The sequence below is a fragment of the Anabaena sp. UHCC 0399 genome, from assembly GCF_034931465.1.
GTDB lineage: Bacteria > Cyanobacteriota > Cyanobacteriia > Cyanobacteriales > Nostocaceae > Trichormus > Trichormus minutissimus.
This window is the reverse complement of sequence record NZ_JAYGGZ010000038.1, coordinates 27228-45716: the sequence shown is the minus strand read 5'-3', so window position 1 is coordinate 45716 and position 18489 is coordinate 27228. Positions and strand designations below refer to the sequence as shown.

General features: G+C 40.6%; 10 protein-coding genes and 1 CRISPR repeat array (1 of these 11 cut by a window edge). Of the genes, 1 reads left to right on the top strand and 9 read right to left on the bottom strand.

Translation table 11 applies throughout. The annotated features are described in order from the left end of the window. Positions 1-1452: a CRISPR direct-repeat array (repeat unit 37 nt; unit sequence GTTTCCATTAAATCATCTCCACATTGTTAGTAGAGAC); it reaches 49 nt to the left of the window's first position. A 270-nt stretch (positions 1453-1722) separates the two neighbouring features. From VB693_RS19580 to VB693_RS19545, 8 genes are all read right to left on the bottom strand, one after another. Beyond that, positions 1723-3399, bottom strand: coding sequence for a hypothetical protein (locus VB693_RS19580; protein WP_323267706.1), 1677 nt, complete (start codon positions 3397-3399; stop codon positions 1723-1725). A 123-nt stretch (positions 3400-3522) separates the two neighbouring features. Next, the gene (locus VB693_RS19575) at positions 3523-5391 is read right to left on the bottom strand and encodes an RAMP superfamily CRISPR-associated protein (RefSeq protein ID WP_323267705.1); all 1869 of its coding nucleotides are present in this window, start codon (positions 5389-5391) and stop codon (positions 3523-3525) included. A gap of 327 nt (positions 5392-5718) precedes the next feature. Continuing rightward, positions 5719-6168 (bottom strand): hypothetical protein, encoded by a 450-nt coding sequence (locus tag VB693_RS19570; protein WP_323267704.1) that lies wholly within the window; start codon positions 6166-6168, stop codon positions 5719-5721. Positions 6169-6446: 278 nt separating this feature from the next. Then, positions 6447-7352 (bottom strand): type III-B CRISPR module RAMP protein Cmr4, encoded by a 906-nt coding sequence (cmr4, locus tag VB693_RS19565; RefSeq protein ID WP_323267703.1) that lies wholly within the window; start codon positions 7350-7352, stop codon positions 6447-6449. 2 nt (positions 7353-7354) lie between these two features. Continuing rightward, entirely contained in the window at positions 7355-8548 is a 1194-nt protein-coding gene (locus VB693_RS19560) for a type III-B CRISPR module-associated Cmr3 family protein (protein ID WP_323267702.1), read from the bottom strand. Next, the gene (gene cas10, locus VB693_RS19555) at positions 8526-11750 is read right to left on the bottom strand and encodes a type III-B CRISPR-associated protein Cas10/Cmr2 (RefSeq protein WP_323267701.1); all 3225 of its coding nucleotides are present in this window, start codon (positions 11748-11750) and stop codon (positions 8526-8528) included. Before cas10 ends, VB693_RS19560 begins: the two co-directional genes overlap by 23 nt. Before the next feature lie 228 nt (positions 11751-11978). Continuing rightward, the gene (locus VB693_RS19550) at positions 11979-13166 is read right to left on the bottom strand and encodes an RNA-guided endonuclease TnpB family protein (protein WP_323267700.1); all 1188 of its coding nucleotides are present in this window, start codon (positions 13164-13166) and stop codon (positions 11979-11981) included. 74 nt (positions 13167-13240) lie between these two features. Beyond that, the gene (locus tag VB693_RS19545) at positions 13241-13816 is read right to left on the bottom strand and encodes a hypothetical protein (RefSeq protein ID WP_323267699.1); all 576 of its coding nucleotides are present in this window, start codon (positions 13814-13816) and stop codon (positions 13241-13243) included. A 106-nt stretch (positions 13817-13922) separates the two neighbouring features. On the opposite strand from VB693_RS19545, the gene VB693_RS19540 reads away from it, so the two are divergent. Further along, positions 13923-14570 (top strand): site-specific integrase, encoded by a 648-nt coding sequence (locus tag VB693_RS19540; RefSeq protein WP_323267698.1) that lies wholly within the window; start codon positions 13923-13925, stop codon positions 14568-14570. Between the two features lie 81 nt (positions 14571-14651). Here VB693_RS19540 and VB693_RS19535 read toward each other — a convergent pair whose 3' ends face one another. Continuing rightward, positions 14652-18215, bottom strand: coding sequence for a plasmid replication protein, CyRepA1 family (locus VB693_RS19535; RefSeq protein ID WP_323267697.1), 3564 nt, complete (start codon positions 18213-18215; stop codon positions 14652-14654). Between the last annotated feature and the right edge of the window lie 274 nt (positions 18216-18489).

The window sequence follows — 18489 nt, the reverse complement described above, 5'->3', positions numbered from 1 at the left end:
GTGATTACACTAACTGGGATGCGTTTCCATTAAATCATCTCCACATTGTTAGTAGAGACCTCCAACCAGATGTTTGAGCTAGTCCTATATTGTTGTGTTTCCATTAAATCATCTCCACATTGTTAGTAGAGACTCACGGTTTGGGGCGGCCAAGTATTCAATCGATACGTTTCCATTAAATCATCTCCACATTGTTAGTAGAGACTTTATAGTATCCCAATCATTAGAACACATTTTACTCTCGTTTCCATTAAATCATCTCCACATTGTTAGTAGAGACGTTATATGTGCATCTAATGGATTAAGATATTTAGATACTCTGTTTCCATTAAATCATCTCCACATTGTTAGTAGAGACTCCATTCTAGGAAACTTATTTTTAGTTTTTAAGTCTACTAGTTTCCATTAAATCATCTCCACATTGTTAGTAGAGACCCCTATAGGATATCTTCAGCATCTACAAACAGAAGTTTCCATTAAATCATCTCCACATTGTTAGTAGAGACCATCTTGATATTCACATCATTTCTAATCAGCGTGGTTTAGCGTTTCCATTAAATCATCTCCACATTGTTAGTAGAGACATCGCCTTAGAGTTAGCCCCGGTTTCTAATAAAGCGTTTCCATTAAATCATCTCCACATTGTTAGTAGAGACCAAGTTTATATGGCGGATAGATTTGGCTATTTGCCTTTTCCATTAAATCATCTCCACATTGTTAGTAGAGACTCCGTGTCGTCCATGTTAGCCAAACAAACTTTTAGTTTTCCATTAAATCATCTCCACATTGTTAGTAGAGACTCCATAGAGTTCATGGATAACTACTCAAACGAAGATTTCCATTAAATCATCTCCACATTGTTAGTAGAGACTTCATCCCGCGCAATGTCTTTAGCAAAAGATAGATTTCCATTAAATCATCTCCACATTGTTAGTAGAGACGATTGAGTATGGCTACAATTCTTGCAATTTGCTGTATTTCCATTAAATCATCTCCACATTGTTAGTAGAGACCAAGGGGAGAATCACCAGGGTTAATTACTGTGCTAGATATTTCCATTAAATCATCTCCACATTGTTAGTAGAGACCTGCAATAATACTACCAATACGCGACGCGAAAAGTCAAATTTCCATTAAATCATCTCCACATTGTTAGTAGAGACAAAAGACTCAGCGAAATAGAAGCTATGGATCAGCAATTTCCATTAAATCATCTCCACATTGTTAGTAGAGACTAATTATGCCGATTAAATTTCGCATATGTTGAAAGTATTTCCATTAAATCATCTCCACATTGTTAGTAGAGACTCTACCAGAATTAATCAACCTTCTAATACTAGATGATTTCCATTAAATCATCTCCACATTGTTAGTAGAGACTTGTTATCAAAAAGAAGGAATAGAGCAAATATTAAATTTCCATTAAATCATCTCCACATTGTTAGTAGAGACAGCTGAAGCCTGGAAGCTTTGAAAAACAAGACTCACAGGACTTATTTGCGCGGACGTTATTCAAAAATACAATTTCAGCGATCGCCTGTCAATATCTCCTTTTTGAAAAAAACCTCAAATCTATTCACAGGAAGCATTTGAGAGTTTGCGCGAACCCCGATTTCCCTGGAAATTGCTCAAAAGCAGAATAGACAAGGGTTTGAGGGTTATATAACAACTGTTAGATCAAAACAGCTATAGGTTCGCGCGATTATCCTCTCCTCAAACTCATCAATGCAATCCATCTTGAGTTAACTGAGTTAGAACCCAGTCACGAACATCAGAGTAGATATAGTAAGGACTATTCAAGCCTACATAGTGACTTACAGGGTTATTAAAAATTCGTGCTGTTTGCTGACTGATAGTCGTCATTTCTGTCAAAATTTCTGTCGGGGAACAAGCTTGATTAGCATATTTAATCTTGTACTTTCTATCTTTTTCTAGGATTTTTACCATACTTTCTAAAGAAACACCCTGAGAACTATGAATGATTTGGTTTCTTTTATCAATCCAATAATCTAGCCTATCTAAAGATTCAGTAATCTTTTGCCAAGCAGTTTTTTCTACTATATCATTTCTATAGTTAATGAGAGCATCCACAAAATTCCATTTACTAAACCTGCCTGGTAACCGATACAAAGATTTTTCATTACCTTTTTTACCTTCTTTTTTTTCAAATATTTGCCATAATTGAGATTCTACTTGATTTTTATTGACATACCAATCATCAGGATAGTTAATTTTATCAAAATATTTCAACCCTCCTAATTCTTTGATAATATCATGTAAAACTTCTTCACCAAAAGAAGCTAACCTAGATAAGAAATGAGCAATTTGGTTCAATTGCCAAAAAATACGGCATTGAGTATAAATATTCAAAAGCCGATCATAATTATCATCGCAAATTAACTTATGTAAATTACTAGATTGACGCAAATATTTATTCTCAGCCTTTTTCAAGTCTTGACTGGCTTTAAAATTATCTAAATTAAAACAGTCTACCGCTACATTTAAGGCTATAATAACCTGTTCAATTAAATCATCATTAACTGTACTTACATCAATCACATTTTCTTGTATTAAGGATTGCAAATATTCCTGATAGCTCCTCATTAATTGAATAGAACCATCAAAATCCCAGCGTTGTAAAATTTGATTAATTGCCTGATATTTTTGTCCTCGAATGTATAGCCAATAAGCATTTAACTTGCATGGGGAAGCTTTCCCTGCTAAAACTTTAACAATATCTAATTCTGGCTCTAGATAAGCTTGGAAATCTACACTCAAAGCCATAACTTGGATTCGCAAAGCGATTTGCATTTGCGGTGTGCCACCCTTGAGACTAATTAAAATTTTATCCTGTCCCTGACTAATTTTATGCAATTGCTCATAATAGTAATTAAACAGAGCATCTTGCTCAACAGGTTTAATGTTTTGGGGAATTATAATTGGTGTGATTTGCAAATCCAAAATTTCTCGTTTCAACCAAATATTGAGAATTTTAGCAAGATTAATAGTATCTGTAGGATAGCCATAAACTTCAGTCGGTGGTTGATCTGTAACAAAATAGTAAACGTGTTTGACATAAAACTTTTCCTGTGCAGTTTTGATGATTCCCCATATTCTGCCAGGACGTAATCTAGAATGCCATTGGTCAGGATTTTGTTGATAATTTTCTAATATTTTGTGAGTTAAATCTCGAAAGGAAGCATTATTATTCAGCTTTAGTTCATCACATAAAAATTCTTGAATGAATGATTCACGTTGCGACCAAAGTGCTGCTTCATTAGAATTTGCAGGTGGTAACTTAATATTTGGTTCATTCCGGTCAAATTTTATGGGAAAATAGTAATCTTCGATTTTAACTGCTAAGTCAGAAGTGCCGATATTAGCAATAAGGATAGACATATTTTGGTTCTCACTAAGCGTAATTTTTGGGCAATTTAACAGTGAACAGTGAACAGTGAACAGTTATCAGGCATATCAGCATAGACTTCAACCCAGAGATTTAACTGATAACTGATAATTGGTTTATAATCTCCCCTGCCAAATTTCTTGATATTCCTTGATAGGATACTCTCGTTGCATTAACGAATCGAAATATGCTTTACGAATTGGGTTATCAACCCCGAAAATAGTTATGACATCAAAGCGATCGCCAACACGCGCAATCCAAATCGGCGATCGCATCCGTATCGAACCACATAACTCGGAGTCATAACCATTACCTATCCTGGCTTTTTGATGTAATAAAGCTAAAGCAGGAGGTTTATCATAACTAAAGTCACCCTGAACGCAGATAATCCGACAGTTGCTATCAACCGCCTCTGCCCAATCACCACTTCTGGTTGCGGTTTTTGGCTGTGTATAATCGAAAGATAACTGAGTCAGTCTTGATAGATTCGTATAAAAAGAATTTAACCGACTACGAAAAAGACTTTGAAACTGATCTAACTGTCTAGGGCAATTCCAATATTTATTTTCTGGACTTTCGCTCATGAGTTTGACAGTTGAACCACGCCAAAAAGGGGGTCTAGAATTGCGCCTTTCTTGGCGAGAATAACATGGTCTTCTTGCTCCTTGACCAACACCACCAAGATGAAAAGTTAGCCATGTTAAACTTGCTAACAAGTTTGTCAAAGCTGTTTGCTCTTCAGGCTGCATCTCTCGAACAACTTGTGACTGATATAAAATTAAACTTCCTGTAGCTAATCCAAATTCTTCTTCATCATCTTGAGCATTATTGCGGATGATTTTACCATCAGGAAGTTCTAATTGAAACATTCCCAGTGTAGCTTGAGGGTCAATACCTCCAAAAACATTTAATTCCCATTCTTTAACTATATCTGCCTCTAATACTCCCAAAGCTAATGTCCGAAACCAATAACGCAACATAGAACGAAAAGCTGGAGGACGGACTTCAGATTTTGCCTCTCCTGGTGGTTTCCATCCTGTCCCTTCACTATTTTTTGCCCAGTTTTTAAATCCCTGTCTCCCGTGGACTAATTGTCCCTGCAATTTAAATTTAACACTCAGAATTGATTTCCGTTTTTTCGGTTTTTCTTGTTCTGCTTGAGTTTTAACATCTAACACTCCATAACCACTATTTACCCTAGAACCAACACCTTGATTAAGACCTTTAATTAACCATTGTTGAACGCGGTTAAGGATTTCTAGATTTTGGCTGTCTTTTATTCGTAAACCAATTACAAAAGTCACTTTTCGCAGGGATAAAAATACATTAGGATTAGTCTTATACAGAGGGTTATTACCATCCCATGTCCAGATAGAGTTTGCCATATCCGGTACTAATCCAGATACTTCATCTGGGGAATCTTCATCTATTTCTGGGAATGGTAAGGGGTAAGCATCAAGAAAAATCACTTTCCCCATACAAGCAGTTGGTTCAATATCGCCAAATATTTCTCGAATCTCATCGTCAGTGACATTGCGATCACGTCTTGCCATTTCTCGCGCCACACCCTTTAATGTAGAGCTAGGGATATAAGGCATACCCAAAGCATCAAACGCAGGTAGTAACATAGATGCTGGCCCTCGCATCCCTCCCACACGCACCCGCCAAGATGCAGTAGCCTCAAATGATACTGTAGCTAACCTCCGAGTACGGTCTGTTAATGTTTTCAGTCGAGAATCATAGTTACTTATTTCTTGTAATTTATCCAGCAGTTGTATAACTTCACCGTTGTTGACTAAATCAATTTGTGTGGCTAATTTTTTCCCCCGTTCAGAAGTGTCATTTGGTTTTTCTCTTAAAATCCGCATCCATCGCAGATATTCGACAAAACTAGCTTCTTCTACAGGATTTGGATTGCGATTTAAAGGGTGATTTAGCCAAGGATTAGTAGGAATAGGTTGTTGTCGTTCTCCAGCATTGGTCATATTAACAGTTCCTAGCTTTTTAATTGTGCTGTACTTGTTTGATTAGAGATTATCTATAAAGTAAAAATAAAATTACTGTAGGGTGTGTTAGGCGCATATTTTCGAGATAATTTGTCACAAAAAACTATCTTAGTGCCTAACGCACCGCCATGTAATATGGTGCGTTACGGCTAATTATAATTGTCTGCTTGTCTCAAATCCTTTCATAGCCGTAACACACCCTACTTAATATTTACTTTATAAGTAACTACTAAAAATATTTGATATGTAGAGTGTGTCAGCCGAATAAACATTGAACCGAGACATGATTCGTACTGACGCACCATACTAACTACCAACTGTAGTTGCTTGATTAGTAGTTTGGTTTACACCATTATTAGGCTTTGGTTTAGCGTATAATGCTTCAGCCCAAAACGAAAATTCCCGTGCTACTTGCAGTGCAACTCCTGTCAATCCCAAATATTCTGACGCAGACAAACCAATAATTTTTCTCATTCCTTCCATACCTACAAGTGGATTAAGTTGCGTATTTGGGTAAACTAATTCTCCTAATGTTTGAAAAAAGCATCTCACAATCTTCTGTTTTTGTATCTGATTAACTAAAGCAGGGTCTTCCCCTTTTAATCGCATTAATCCCCAAGTAGCAATATAAGTATAGAGTTCAACCGCTTGACTTCTTTGTTCATCATGATGTTTGGGTTCTTGCGTACTGTCCTTTACTGCTTTGAGATTTTGATAAACCTTAATGGAATTTTTGCGAGGATCGTAATTAGCCATTTATTTTTTTCCTATGTACAAAATGATGGAATTAATTTTCAGTTTAGAGACTTCCAGGTAAAAAATATGGAACATTGTAGGGTGCGTCAGTGCATAAAAACCTAGCTACACCAAGAATCTATTCATACTGACGCACCTTACCAAAACATGAATTTAGGATAATTTAATATCTGGAAATCCCTGAAGCAATGAAACATTTCGCACAATTTTTTAACCAACTTTGGGGGGTTAAATCACCGTCACAAAACGTAATTGCGAATTGCGAATTGCGAATTGACTTAACGATTCGGTCGTTGAGGTTTTTGTAATGGTGGAGTTGGAGATATTTCGACTTGAGTATTTTCAATTTTGGGATTTTCTGTCGTTGTTGAAGTTAATTCAGGTGTCCAGAGTTCCACTAAACCCCTTCCTAAACTTTCTTGTCCACCAAACTGCCAAATATCTTGCTGACTAAATATTTGTCTTAACTGATTACCAGCCTTATCACCATTACCATTCGCAGTTGTGGTAGTTCCCCAAGGAAAATACATCAAAGTCTCAGGAGGAATTGCTTCTTCATAACGAAAACCTGCATTGTCAGCCAGGGTTTTACCTTCACTTAAATTGACTCTAACTTGTTGCCACAGACTGGTTTGAATCAAAACCTTACAATCTTGATCAGAAAGAAGTAAGGCTTTATTAATAGTTTTCGTAATTTCATTATCTTGAGGAATATATTGCTGCCAATCTGACCATGAATTAAGTTCTCTTGCTTCAAATATGGCATCTTTTAAATAAAGCTGCTCTCTATTACCACCACTAAAACTATTTGGAGATGGTAGACTCAGAGATTGATTATGTAATCGCAACCACCGACGCAGTAAAAATTGCGATGTAATCCAAACAATGCCATGACTTAAAGAAGGAATTGGAAACCAAAGAATTGCCGCATCACCAATCCAAATAGTACCTTGAGTGAGGTTATCATCTCCATTTTGCTGCACATCTTCCAGCGTATTCCCCCATAAGAATTTCTGCTGTTCTTTTGGGGTACTAGCCCTAACTCTACCACGCAGACCTGCGCCTGGCATATAAGGTAAATCTGTATGAACTTCACGGGCAATCCCAACAATATTTCCCTCTTGTGTTGCACCTCCTGTATGTAGAGGTGACAGTAAATAAAGATACGATAAATTGGTTTTCATAACTACTTACTCCAAAGTAAAACACCATAATTGAGACTAATCAAAGTTTCTAACCATTTATGGTCAAACTCACGTTCTGTAGATTGTTTGGATTCAGGGACGAGAGATTTTTCCGGTAAAAGTCTGCTAACCGCATTCATACCTTGCTTGAATAAGTACACTGTCCCTGGGGGTACGAATGCACGTTGCGGTAGCATGGGAGTCGCAGTATGCTTAGATTTACCTCCCCATAAAATCGGGCGATCGCTGGCACAACTGAGTAGACTTTCTCGCCACACCCCAGGACAAATCCCATAAACGAACTTTTCAGGATCACTTGCTGCTAGTCCAGGAGTTAACAAGTAAGCTTTATTGAGGTCTGAGGATGGCTGCATAAACTCCTCAATAGCATCCCAATCAGGTAAACTCTCCAGGGGAGAAACCAAAGCCCGATGTCCCTCACCTCCCAAACGCACGACAAATGATTCCAAAGTTGCGTTAATAGCTGCAACTAACTTCCAGCCAGTGTGTAGCCGCACTGCAACTTCCGTAAAATAACCATCTTCATCTCGGACTTGACGCTGGTCTGTTTGCATTTGAATATGAGGTAAAACCTGCACACTCCAAGGATCATCATGAAAGTCTTGAGGATTATGTAGACTTTCTCCCTTCAGGTATCGAATCAATGCACCAGCTTTCATCCAAGGTTTTGGACGACCACAAATCCATTCATTCTTACCTCTCACCGATGGACTATCACAGATATCTGCATTGTCAGCAATTGGTGGCGGAATCATGGGGAGTAGATGATTTTCCTCCAGGGAAGCCGAACCACAACAGACATCTTTCCATACTGGACTCTCAAAGTTTAACGGTTGTAAACAAACTAGACGCGACCATTCATCTAATTTCTCTATTTTTTCGTATTCTGGATTTTCATCTGGGTTATCACTGCGTTCCCTCACACAAAGTAAATCCTTTGGTGTAGGTAGCCACAGTTCTTGAGATGTAGAAGTCTCCCGCAGCAAAAACGGCCCCATAAATTCTAACTTTTCTGTAGTCTTATCTGTTTTGGTGACAGAACGTAAGGCTTGAAAAACAGCCGTCGGCATCGGTGGAAACATTCCCTTAGCCCATGCACCTTCTCCCGGCGAAAATGGTTTCGCCTCTCGGAATAATAAGACATCTAACGCTTCAATTGCATACCATTTTTTCATTTTGAGTTTTTTGAATCCAGTTACTTTCTACTTGCCGACGCGACATCAAAAACGCCGTAAATTTTAACAGCATAGACATATCTTCTGGAGCATTACCTAAAGTATTATCTTGATTTTCTGTGCTTCTCCCTATACAAAAAGCCCACTCTTCCCATTCATCTAACCAAGTTAATAAAGCATTTTTGGCATCTTCAGGAACTTCTTGATTACGACTATGCAAAACTACCTCAGCAACTTGTCGGAATAATTTATCATTCTCTGTAACATCAGCATGACGCGGTAATTCCTCTGCTAACCGATACAAAATTGGACTAAAATCTACTTGTTCATGATTCTGACTAACTTGGATAAATTCCCACCAACTTTCGAGTAAATGTCCTTTCATTAAGGCTTCTAGTGTATTGCCAGAACCGTAAATTATTTGAAAGCACAAACCATCTTTATTAGGTATTGTTTTATTTCCAATACTTCCACCTAATAGCTTTTTCGCCTTATCTTTTTCTGCCGACCACAACTTTTCTAAAACTGTTGGTAAAGGAACACTCTTGTGAGCAATGACTACCCCTAAACTCATCGTTGCTTCTTGACCCATAGTAAATAACGGACGAGATGGAATATCGGCTGGTTTTGGGCTGTCTTCATTCCATTGCCAATAACCACCCATACTCCTAAATTCATCTTCAGGGTCTTTACTACCGCACCAAGCAGCACGTAATGAACGCAAAAACTTGGGTAAATCAGCTAATGGTAACGCTGCCATTACATCATCTCCACCACTATAAATTACCCGTCCACAACAACGCTGTTCAGTGATATAAGGAACTAAGCGGTTAGAAAAATCCAGCAATGCTCGGTTGAGTCCAACGTGAGTAGCAGGCCCCATTCTTTTGCGTGTATTTTTTAATAATTCCTCCCATGCCTCTTCATTTCTGATATGATTTTCATCAACTAAGCTATCGATAATATAATCTTCGTATTTTTTGAGCTTACGTCCATTAACATAACCGCCCATCCCATCACCATCACCTAGTACCAACACCCACCAGTCAGCCGGGCTGCTATCACCAAAGTGTCTTTTTTGAACTGTATCAACAATGCTACGTAACGCAGATGTTCCTGAATTTTCTAATCCCATGTCATCTGCAAGCCACTTGCTAGAAAACATTACACCGTTGTAACCTTTTTGATAATCGGTATCCCTTCTTAAAGCCTCATCTGCTCGTTTGACTTGAAAAGGACGACGGGTAAGTTTTCTAAATTCTCGGTACTTACTTTCTTGATTTTGGAATTGCGGATGTTGTCTAAATTCCTGTTCTAAATCTTGCCAATATCTTTCGACTTTAGGAGCATTATGACTTGCAAAATGTGCGGCGGCGATAGAGCAAAGATTTGGGAAACGAATTAAATTCTCATAATCATCATCATCATTCCCAGAAATTCCTAAAGATTGTGCTACACCCCCATATTTCCAAGCCATACGCTTAGTTAATTCAATGGCGTTTAATTTTTCAGAACCATTGAATAAATTTAGATAAGCAAGTGCCATAACTCGCCAAAATAAGCGTAGTGATTCCGAAGGTACACCGAACCCATTTTGGAATTTTTGATAATGAAAGCGCGGATATAAAGCACTATATTGACCAGAAAGTGTAGAACGTTCGCCAGGCGCAACGGGTATTTGCCAAGCACGGGTATTTTTAATTGCCTGAATCGCATTACCAAGACGTGCTTGTAGACTTCCCCACCACGAACCTACATTAAATTTTTCGTATGCAGGTTCTTCCGCAGGAGATGGTAAATCAAGAATTGGTTGTGCTATCTGGTTTTGTGAATTTATCCATGCTTGTAATTGATCATTTCCTTGCTCAATTTCTAGGGGTTGTTCAGGAGAACCTAACGGAACAGCCACAAAATAAGTTTCCCATGTGTTATTAATCTGCACATCCCAAAGTTGATTCCACTCCCAATTACCTCCTTGATACCAATCTTGGAGAGTTTTTTTAATATCTCGACTTTTTTTAATCTTGGTAAGTTTATCTGGACTTATCCCCATTTCTAGCCAAACTTGTTCTAATTCTGCTTCATTCTTACCTTGCACAAATTCGTCAGTAATTAAATTCCAAATTTTTGATAATTCTTGTTCATCGATAACTTGGATAAACTCTCTAGCAATTATTTTCCAAGTTTTTTGTAACTCTTGCTGATTTTTAACTAAATCTCTCACTCTTTCTTTGACAGAACTCCTGACATCACGACTCATTTTTAGCCAAGTATCTTTTAGAATTTTTTCTAAATGTTTTCCCAAATCTACCGCTTTTTGTTGATTAGGCACGAGAATAGTAATTACATTGGGAAAACCTGCTGTACTTAAACTTTGAGATTGAGGAGTGTTAAAATTACTTGCTGGGTCAATTTGTATGTCTTTACAGGGATTTTTAAATATTTCTTGAATCTCTGGCAATTCACTAAAATTTTCAATTATCAAGGCATCAATAATTTCCTGACTCCACAATGAAGGAGTAATGACTGCATCTGGCCCGTATTTTTTGGCTGCTTCAAAGCAAAGTAATGCACTGAAGTAATGAAGTAAAAATGACCCCGCCCAAAAATCAAGAAATTTACGTGATGACTTAATAAATTCTTGGATAGGAGAAAAGGTAAATAAGAGTAAATAGGGAGATTTATTCTCGGAATTTGATTCCTTTTCATCAGAGAATATTGCTCCAGTTAACGCGGAGACTGTGCTTTGATAACTGTGCAATGGACAATCAGGTAAAATCCGGTGTGTGGGAATCAAAAGAGCATTTCTTGCATCTTGACGAGACAACAGTTCGGGGAAGTATCGCCAAAACCACCAGAATACTTTCTCTGCGTCTTCTTCTTGAGCAATTCTACTAATATCTAAGGGATTAGCAAAGGCTGAAACTGTAATTTCTTGTCGTTCTCCACTAATGGCATGACAAACAAAAATGTCTTTTTCATTACCTTGCTTTGGTACGTAATTTAGGCTAACACGATCCGAAGAACTGCTGATACGTACTGCTTGTTCACCATTTTGGCTTTCCCACCATTTCTGTAAATCTGCTAAATACGGTTGCAAACAAGCTAAATTATTGTAAATATAATTCAAGTCTACCTTCAGCCAATCAATTTTTTCTATTGCTCGTAGGAACGCATAGAGTTTTCGATGATAAACATTCATGCCCGTCGATTACCAGTGACTAAATGTAAGTTATATCACTGACTGCCAAGTCATAACTTTTTTCATGCGAATGACAAACAAAAGTATAAGTTTTGACATTGATTGTAATTTCAGTTCTTAATCTTCAAGTTTGCTGAGTATATTAAACATTCCCGACCTTATTCGGAACATGGAAACTTTTAGGCGTTGACATCCTCACCGCACTTTTAGGGCGGTGATTCCCAAAACTCACGATTCGGGTTTCTGCTTCTGTCCCTTACGGGTTTTTCGCAACTGCCCTTTAACACTATGGTTATTAGGTCTTATGTTCGCTCCACAGACTGTAACGGTGTGTCCCACCGCCAAAATATTCTTAGCTGCGTTGATATCCCGGTCGTGGTGCGTCCCGCAGTTGGGGCAATCCCACTCTCTAATATTCAACGGCAATTTTTCAACAACGTGACCGCAATTCCCACAGCGTTTAGAGCTAGGAAACCATCGGTCAATTTTTACCAAGTTTCGACCGTACCAAAGAGCTTTATATTCCAGTTGCCTCACCAATTCTCCCCATGCTGCATCACTGATAGCACGGGCAAGTTTGGGATTCTTGACCATGTTTTTAACTGCCAAATCCTCAACTACTATCGTTTGGTTTTCACGAATCAGTCGAGTTGTCAGTTTGTGGCTATGGTCTTTTCTGGAATCAGAAATTTTAGCTTGAATCCGAGCAACTTTGAGTCTAGCTTTATCTCGGTTGTGAGAGGCTTTCTGCTTGCGACTCAGAGACTTCTGCGCTTTCCTCAACTTTTGATAATGCCTGTCAAACGCCTTTGGGTTAGCAATCTTTTCACCTGTACTCAGGGTAACAAGGCTACTAACCCCAACATCCAATCCGACAGCACTATCAACGGGATGCAAAGTTTCATCAGACGGATCATTAATCCGCAAACTGACAAACCAACGCCCAGAAGGTTCAAGCCTAACTGTGATGGTGCTAGGTTCACACCCCTTTGGCAGTTGTCTAGACCACTTAATTGGCAGTGGTTCAGAACACTTTGCCAGGTAGACTTGTCCATCCTTCCAGCGGAAAGCAGACTTGGTAAACTCTGCACTGCCACCGCTACGCTTCTTTTTAAAGTTGGGGTATCTTGCCCTACCCGCAAAGAAATTAGTGAAAGCAGTTTGCAGATGTCTCAAACCTTGTTGCAGTGGAACACAGCTAACCTCATTCAAAAATTCCAGGTCTTCAAGTTTTTTCCACTGCGTCAACATGGTGGAGGTTTGAGCGTAATCTACTCGCTCTTGTCTCTCATACCAAGCCTCGGTTCTCGCTGCCAATGCTCGGTTAAAAACCAACCGCACACAACCAATTGTCCGGCGCAATATTTGTTCTTGCTCGGTAGTTGGGTAAAAACGGTAGCGGTAGGCTTTTTCCATGCTTCACATTTTACCATGTTCCATGTAAAGCCGTCCTTATAGGACGGGGTTTCTACCCATTTTTCTGATGACCATCATCTAATGGGGTGGTACAGTCCATCATCGCGCCTTTGCCACGCCACAGAACCTGGATCTTTCGACCTAGACCACCTTTCAAAATCCTTGGGAGTCTGGGTACTCTGCTCTCGCTCCAAAGTAGGCAAATCGACACCCAATCTTTTAGCGAGATTTTCTCCCTGATATGCTTGCAGTTCTAGCTGGGGTGGGTGGTAGTTATAAGAATGTCGCCGCGAACCCGTAGATGAGCGTTGAGAGAGTACAGAAATTGCTCCTTCTATTTTTGCTAACTTTTGGGACATCGCTTCAGTTTTCTGCTCAAGCATTGATAGTCTCTGTTGTGAGCTGGATTCTACCCCCGATTCTACACCAGATTCTATACGCTTGGTCATTTGCTCCCATTGGATTTCCAGATTGTGTAGACGAACTTCTACACTAACTTCTGTACCACTTACTTGTCCGAGGACATGATACAGTCCTTGGATCACCAAATCTGTTGCAGTAGTGTTACGTTCTCGTGCAGCAGTGCGAAGTGCATCGGTAAGGGTTTTGGGGAGTTTAAAGTTGATTGATTCGCGTTCTGTGTTACCCATATCTACACCCAAAATATACCAAAGTATATAAATTTTAGGGTTTATGGTAGAAAAGTGGAAGCAGATAACTGATAGGATGATTAACCATCGCGGTTAGTGGTATCGGGTGAAAATTGACGGACACGGCAAGGCGAAAGTCTTGACCCCAGAAGAAATCGAAAGTTTGTTCACATCCGGGTTGACAACAGTGCGAGATAGAACCCTAATTGCCGTGATGTTGTACACAGCTTGCCGTGTCAATGAAGCAGTCACCCTAAAAATCAAAGATGTTTACGACAGCAGAGGAAGGGTCAGACCTGAGTTAATTTTCCGCAAGGGCAATACTAAGGGAAAACTAGCGACCCGCACGATACCAGTTTTAGAAGACTTAAGACCTTTTTTAGAACAGTATAAGCCGGAAAAATCCCGTGACAGTTTTTTGTTCCCCGGAAGATGGGGGCGTGGTCACTTGCATTCGGAATATGCCAGCCTGATTTTTCGAGAAGCCTGCAAAAGAGTAGACATAGAAGGAGCATCAACACACAGTTGCCGCCGGACTGCATTAACACTGATGAGTAATGCCGGCATTCCCTTGCGTGTCATCCAAGAAATTAGCGGACACCGAAATTTGGAGCAACTGCAAAACTACCTGGAGGTGGAAACGTCCCAGGTGAGGGGTGCAATCGCCGCATTGTCGATGCTGACCCCAGCGAAAACTGTCAGTAGCGAATTGTCCTCCCTAGAGCGTAATAATACGAAGTCTAGGGCGGAGTGATAGATCAGGAAATATACCTTTCCTGATCTAGATAGAAAGATTAACCATTAAAGACTCTAAGGATGACCAGCGATTTTGCACTTACCCCTCCATCGGCAGCACGTCCTCAGATAGCCATTGATAAAAATCAGGCACAGATTGCTCAAGTGTACGCAATTCATCCAGTGCGATCGCTTCCAATTCCAAAACAGTCTGCCACCGCAAATCAGTAGACCATCGCTTGAGGATATCTTTGATTGCTGAGACTCCTTTGGCAATCCCAGAACGAAGCATTTTCACGCAATTAGCCACCAAATCAGGCGTAGGGGAGGCAGAGGGGCAGGGGGCAGGGAGAAGAGGAGAAGAAATTTCTCCCTTGCCCCCTGCACCCTGCTCCTTGTCCTCTTCAAGAGGCGTAGTATCCACCCCCTCACAATGGGAGTTCCCTATCCCATTATGGGGGGGGGTGAATACGGGGGGTGAAACAGCATCAACGCTAGAGTGGGACTGCATTTGGGCGTAAGAGTTACGTTGTTGTTGACGGTGGGCGATGACTTTTCGGGCAAATTCCAATTCTGCCTTTGAGAGCGAGAAAATTTTCACCTGCATTCCACGCTTGCCTTGCTTACGATAAGTTAGCTTCAGTCCCAATTGTTCGAGCAGGGTAGCCAGTAACCAAATGGGTTGACAATCGGGTGGGATAGTAAACCCAAGAATTGCTTTGATGTGGGCAGCGCAATCAACTGCGATCGCCGTCATATTATATAGATGCGGGTCAGAAGCTGTAATGTCCTCCCCGGCGACTAATCTTTGTAAGATGTGATGCAGCCCCAGGTTAAAACGAGCTAGCCACTTGGCAGAATAATTCCCCCAGTCCATACAAAACGGTAGTTTGTCTCTTTCCGCGCGGTCTTTGCTGGTGACAAATGCTGGGGGAACGGGGTACTGTTTACCAGTATTGGAGTCCACAATTGTTTCAGATGGTTCTCCTAAGATGGCTTCGAGTGATGCGATCGCTGCAATTAACCTCCCACCGTCATCTTTCTCAACCAGTTCTGGGGTAACTTCCATACCGTAAGCATCATGAATACGGAATTTTTCACACTCCACAATTTCTTCGGGTGAAAGGTAATCTTTGCTTTGCCTTGCGCGATATTCACTTTTGGAGATATTGTTAGCTTTGGCGACGGCATAATGATGAGCAGTGTCTAGAGCATCTGCCGCTTGTTTCAATGCGTCCCAAGCCAAAGTATCATTCTCGTCACCCACTGGTACAATATGATTGCCCATTTCTGACAACAGCGATCTCAGGTCAGCCCGGAGATTATTCAGGGATTGGTGACGTGCCGCTTTAATTTGACAGTAAGCATCCATTGCCCATTCTTTTTCAGCACCCCGCTTTCCAGTCTCCCTGTCAATCCGCAGTAAAAAAGCGGTGATTTCGTTGGTTTGGAGTAATCTTTCTTTGATTTTAGTGGGGTTGGTATCAAGGTATCCAAAGGGTGGTTTTGAGGCCACCCAAACATGAATGGGTACTTTCGGACGATAACGCCACAGCTGTTGAGCGCATTCGGTAGCTGTTTGTGAAACTCCGTGAAATACACCAAACACTAAATCGAAATGGTATTCGGGAATGTCTACGCCAGTTCCCAAGGAAGGAGAGGTGAACAAAGCATCTATATTCTTAACGGCGTTGGTAATGTCTTTGATAAACGCTACGTTTTCTTCACTACCAGAATTATCGGAATGAATTGACCAAATTCGTAGGGGTGTAGGCGTTTGAGATTGTGGGTTTCCCGGCGCAGCTTCTTCAACGCGGACACTAAACATCTTTTCAAGTTTCTTAATAAATCTTTTGGAGTCGGAGACAACCATGATTTTCTGCCCCATCATCAATGCAGCTGAAATCTGAGCAACCAATGCTGATGAATCCTGACCTTCATACCAGTAAATAGTGCGATCTCCGTTCTTCCACTCGTTCTTGATAATCACCGGTTGTTCACCTTCGGGACGCATGGCGCGGAAGAAGTCGATGGTGACATCATCCATGTGAGCATCGGCAATCACGACCATTGGGGCATTGTAGACAATATATTGTAATACTTCCAAAATGGCGGCACGATGTTCTTTGCAGGTGTTACTGAGTAATAGGTGCGTGAGATATTGGCAAGCCTCATCTATAAATATGCAGCCGTAAGTTAATGCCTGGGTGTTGAGCTTATGTAAACTATCGATGGTGATACTTAATGCGATCGCTTTGGCCATCCCTGTGTAACCCAAATCAGAATACATCTCGGTTTTGAGACGTTCGGCTAAATTCTTGAGCAAGTTAACACGATGTCCGTTGTTGAGAAATCTTTGGTCAGGATGAGCGTCACGCCACCAGCGCATGAGTTCGGTCTTACCAGTTCCCATGTCGCTGATTAGTACAATTAAACCAGTACGGGGAAATACGAAATATTTGGGTTCTTGATTATGGGGCTTTTTACGCCTGTATCTTTTCTCAGATTGTTTGGTTTCAGATTGCTCAGTAAGGAGTTGACACCATTCCACTAGGGGATCAGGTAGGGAGCTATTTAGGAGCAGAGGGGCAGAGGGGCTACTCAGGGGCAATTCTTGTATAAGTCCTCTCCCCTGCTCCCCTGCCTCCTTAATTTCTTCTTCTTTGACTTTCAGTGCTTGAGTCAAATATTGAACATCGACTATGATATCTGGTTTATACTTTCTTAGCCCCCGGTGCTTGATGAGGAAGGATTGTTGGTAGTCTTTCAGTGATAAGGCATCGTTGGCGATCGCTGTTAGTAATTCGTTGGCCTGATCTCCTCGTGCGACGACGAAATCATCCACGCCTTTCTCTGTTCCCGGCAGTAATGCTACCTCACAGATGCAATCTTCTTGTTCAATCGCTTTGCCTGTGCGAACTGTAGCTTGAAAAACTGACCAGCGAGTTTTTAGTTTTGTCTCGTAGTCAAAGAGAATTTGGAATTTCCGCCCCGGTTGCGCTAGCGGTATTAAGTCTGGATGTAGTCTCTCATCAAAATCCTGTTTCCCCACTCGCCCGTTCCAAATTCCAGGTAGCGCTAGAGCTACAAATCCCAAACTCAGTAAACAGGCCGCTTTCTTCTCACCTTCGCAAAGTATAATCGGGATTTCGGGGTGTCTTATTACCCATTCCCAGAATATCAGTGCGTGGAGTTTATCTTGTAATCGCTGGGAGAGGGATGAATGATATCGCTTAATGTTATAGCGTTTGGCTACCTTGTCCCAAACATAGTCGGAGATATCAAAGTACGTGACTCGGTTTGGAGTTTTGGGTGGGGACTCGTACTTAACGGGCTTACCTTTTTCCCAATCGAGCCGGGGATTGGTGGGTTTGAGTCTTCCCCACTCCATTGGTCGCCAGTTGTTTATGGGGTCTAGTCCCGATATCCACATCCCCCCGGTGGTGAGATATTGGTATGCTCTCAAAAACCCGTCTGTGACTCGACCGGCATTTTTTCGGGGGATGGCTGGAGAGATGAATAGATACTCGTAAACTGACTCACCTTCAATATGCAAGAAGTTACGTTCGATGAGCGAGGGATGAATCGCACTTCCTACGGCTAGCTCATGATACTCTGCTGCCGTCAGATTGTTGGGGTATTCAGGAATGTCTTTTGAAAACACTTGATCCCCAAAGCCCCTTTGTTTAGGGCATTGGTTATTTAACACAGTAGATTCCTCTGATAACTTGGTTTTCCAGCTTCAGAGGGGGTTATTTACACTACTACTGTTTTTTGCTACAAAATTCAGGGTTTTTTCTTCATCAAACTTAACTTGACAAAATCTTTAAAATTTTGACAGCTAAAACTGCCACACAAAATTTGTACATTCGTGAGGCTTCTCGTATAATAGGAGAAGTAGTGTGGGTATCTTAGACAAGTTAGTGGTTTCCAGTCGC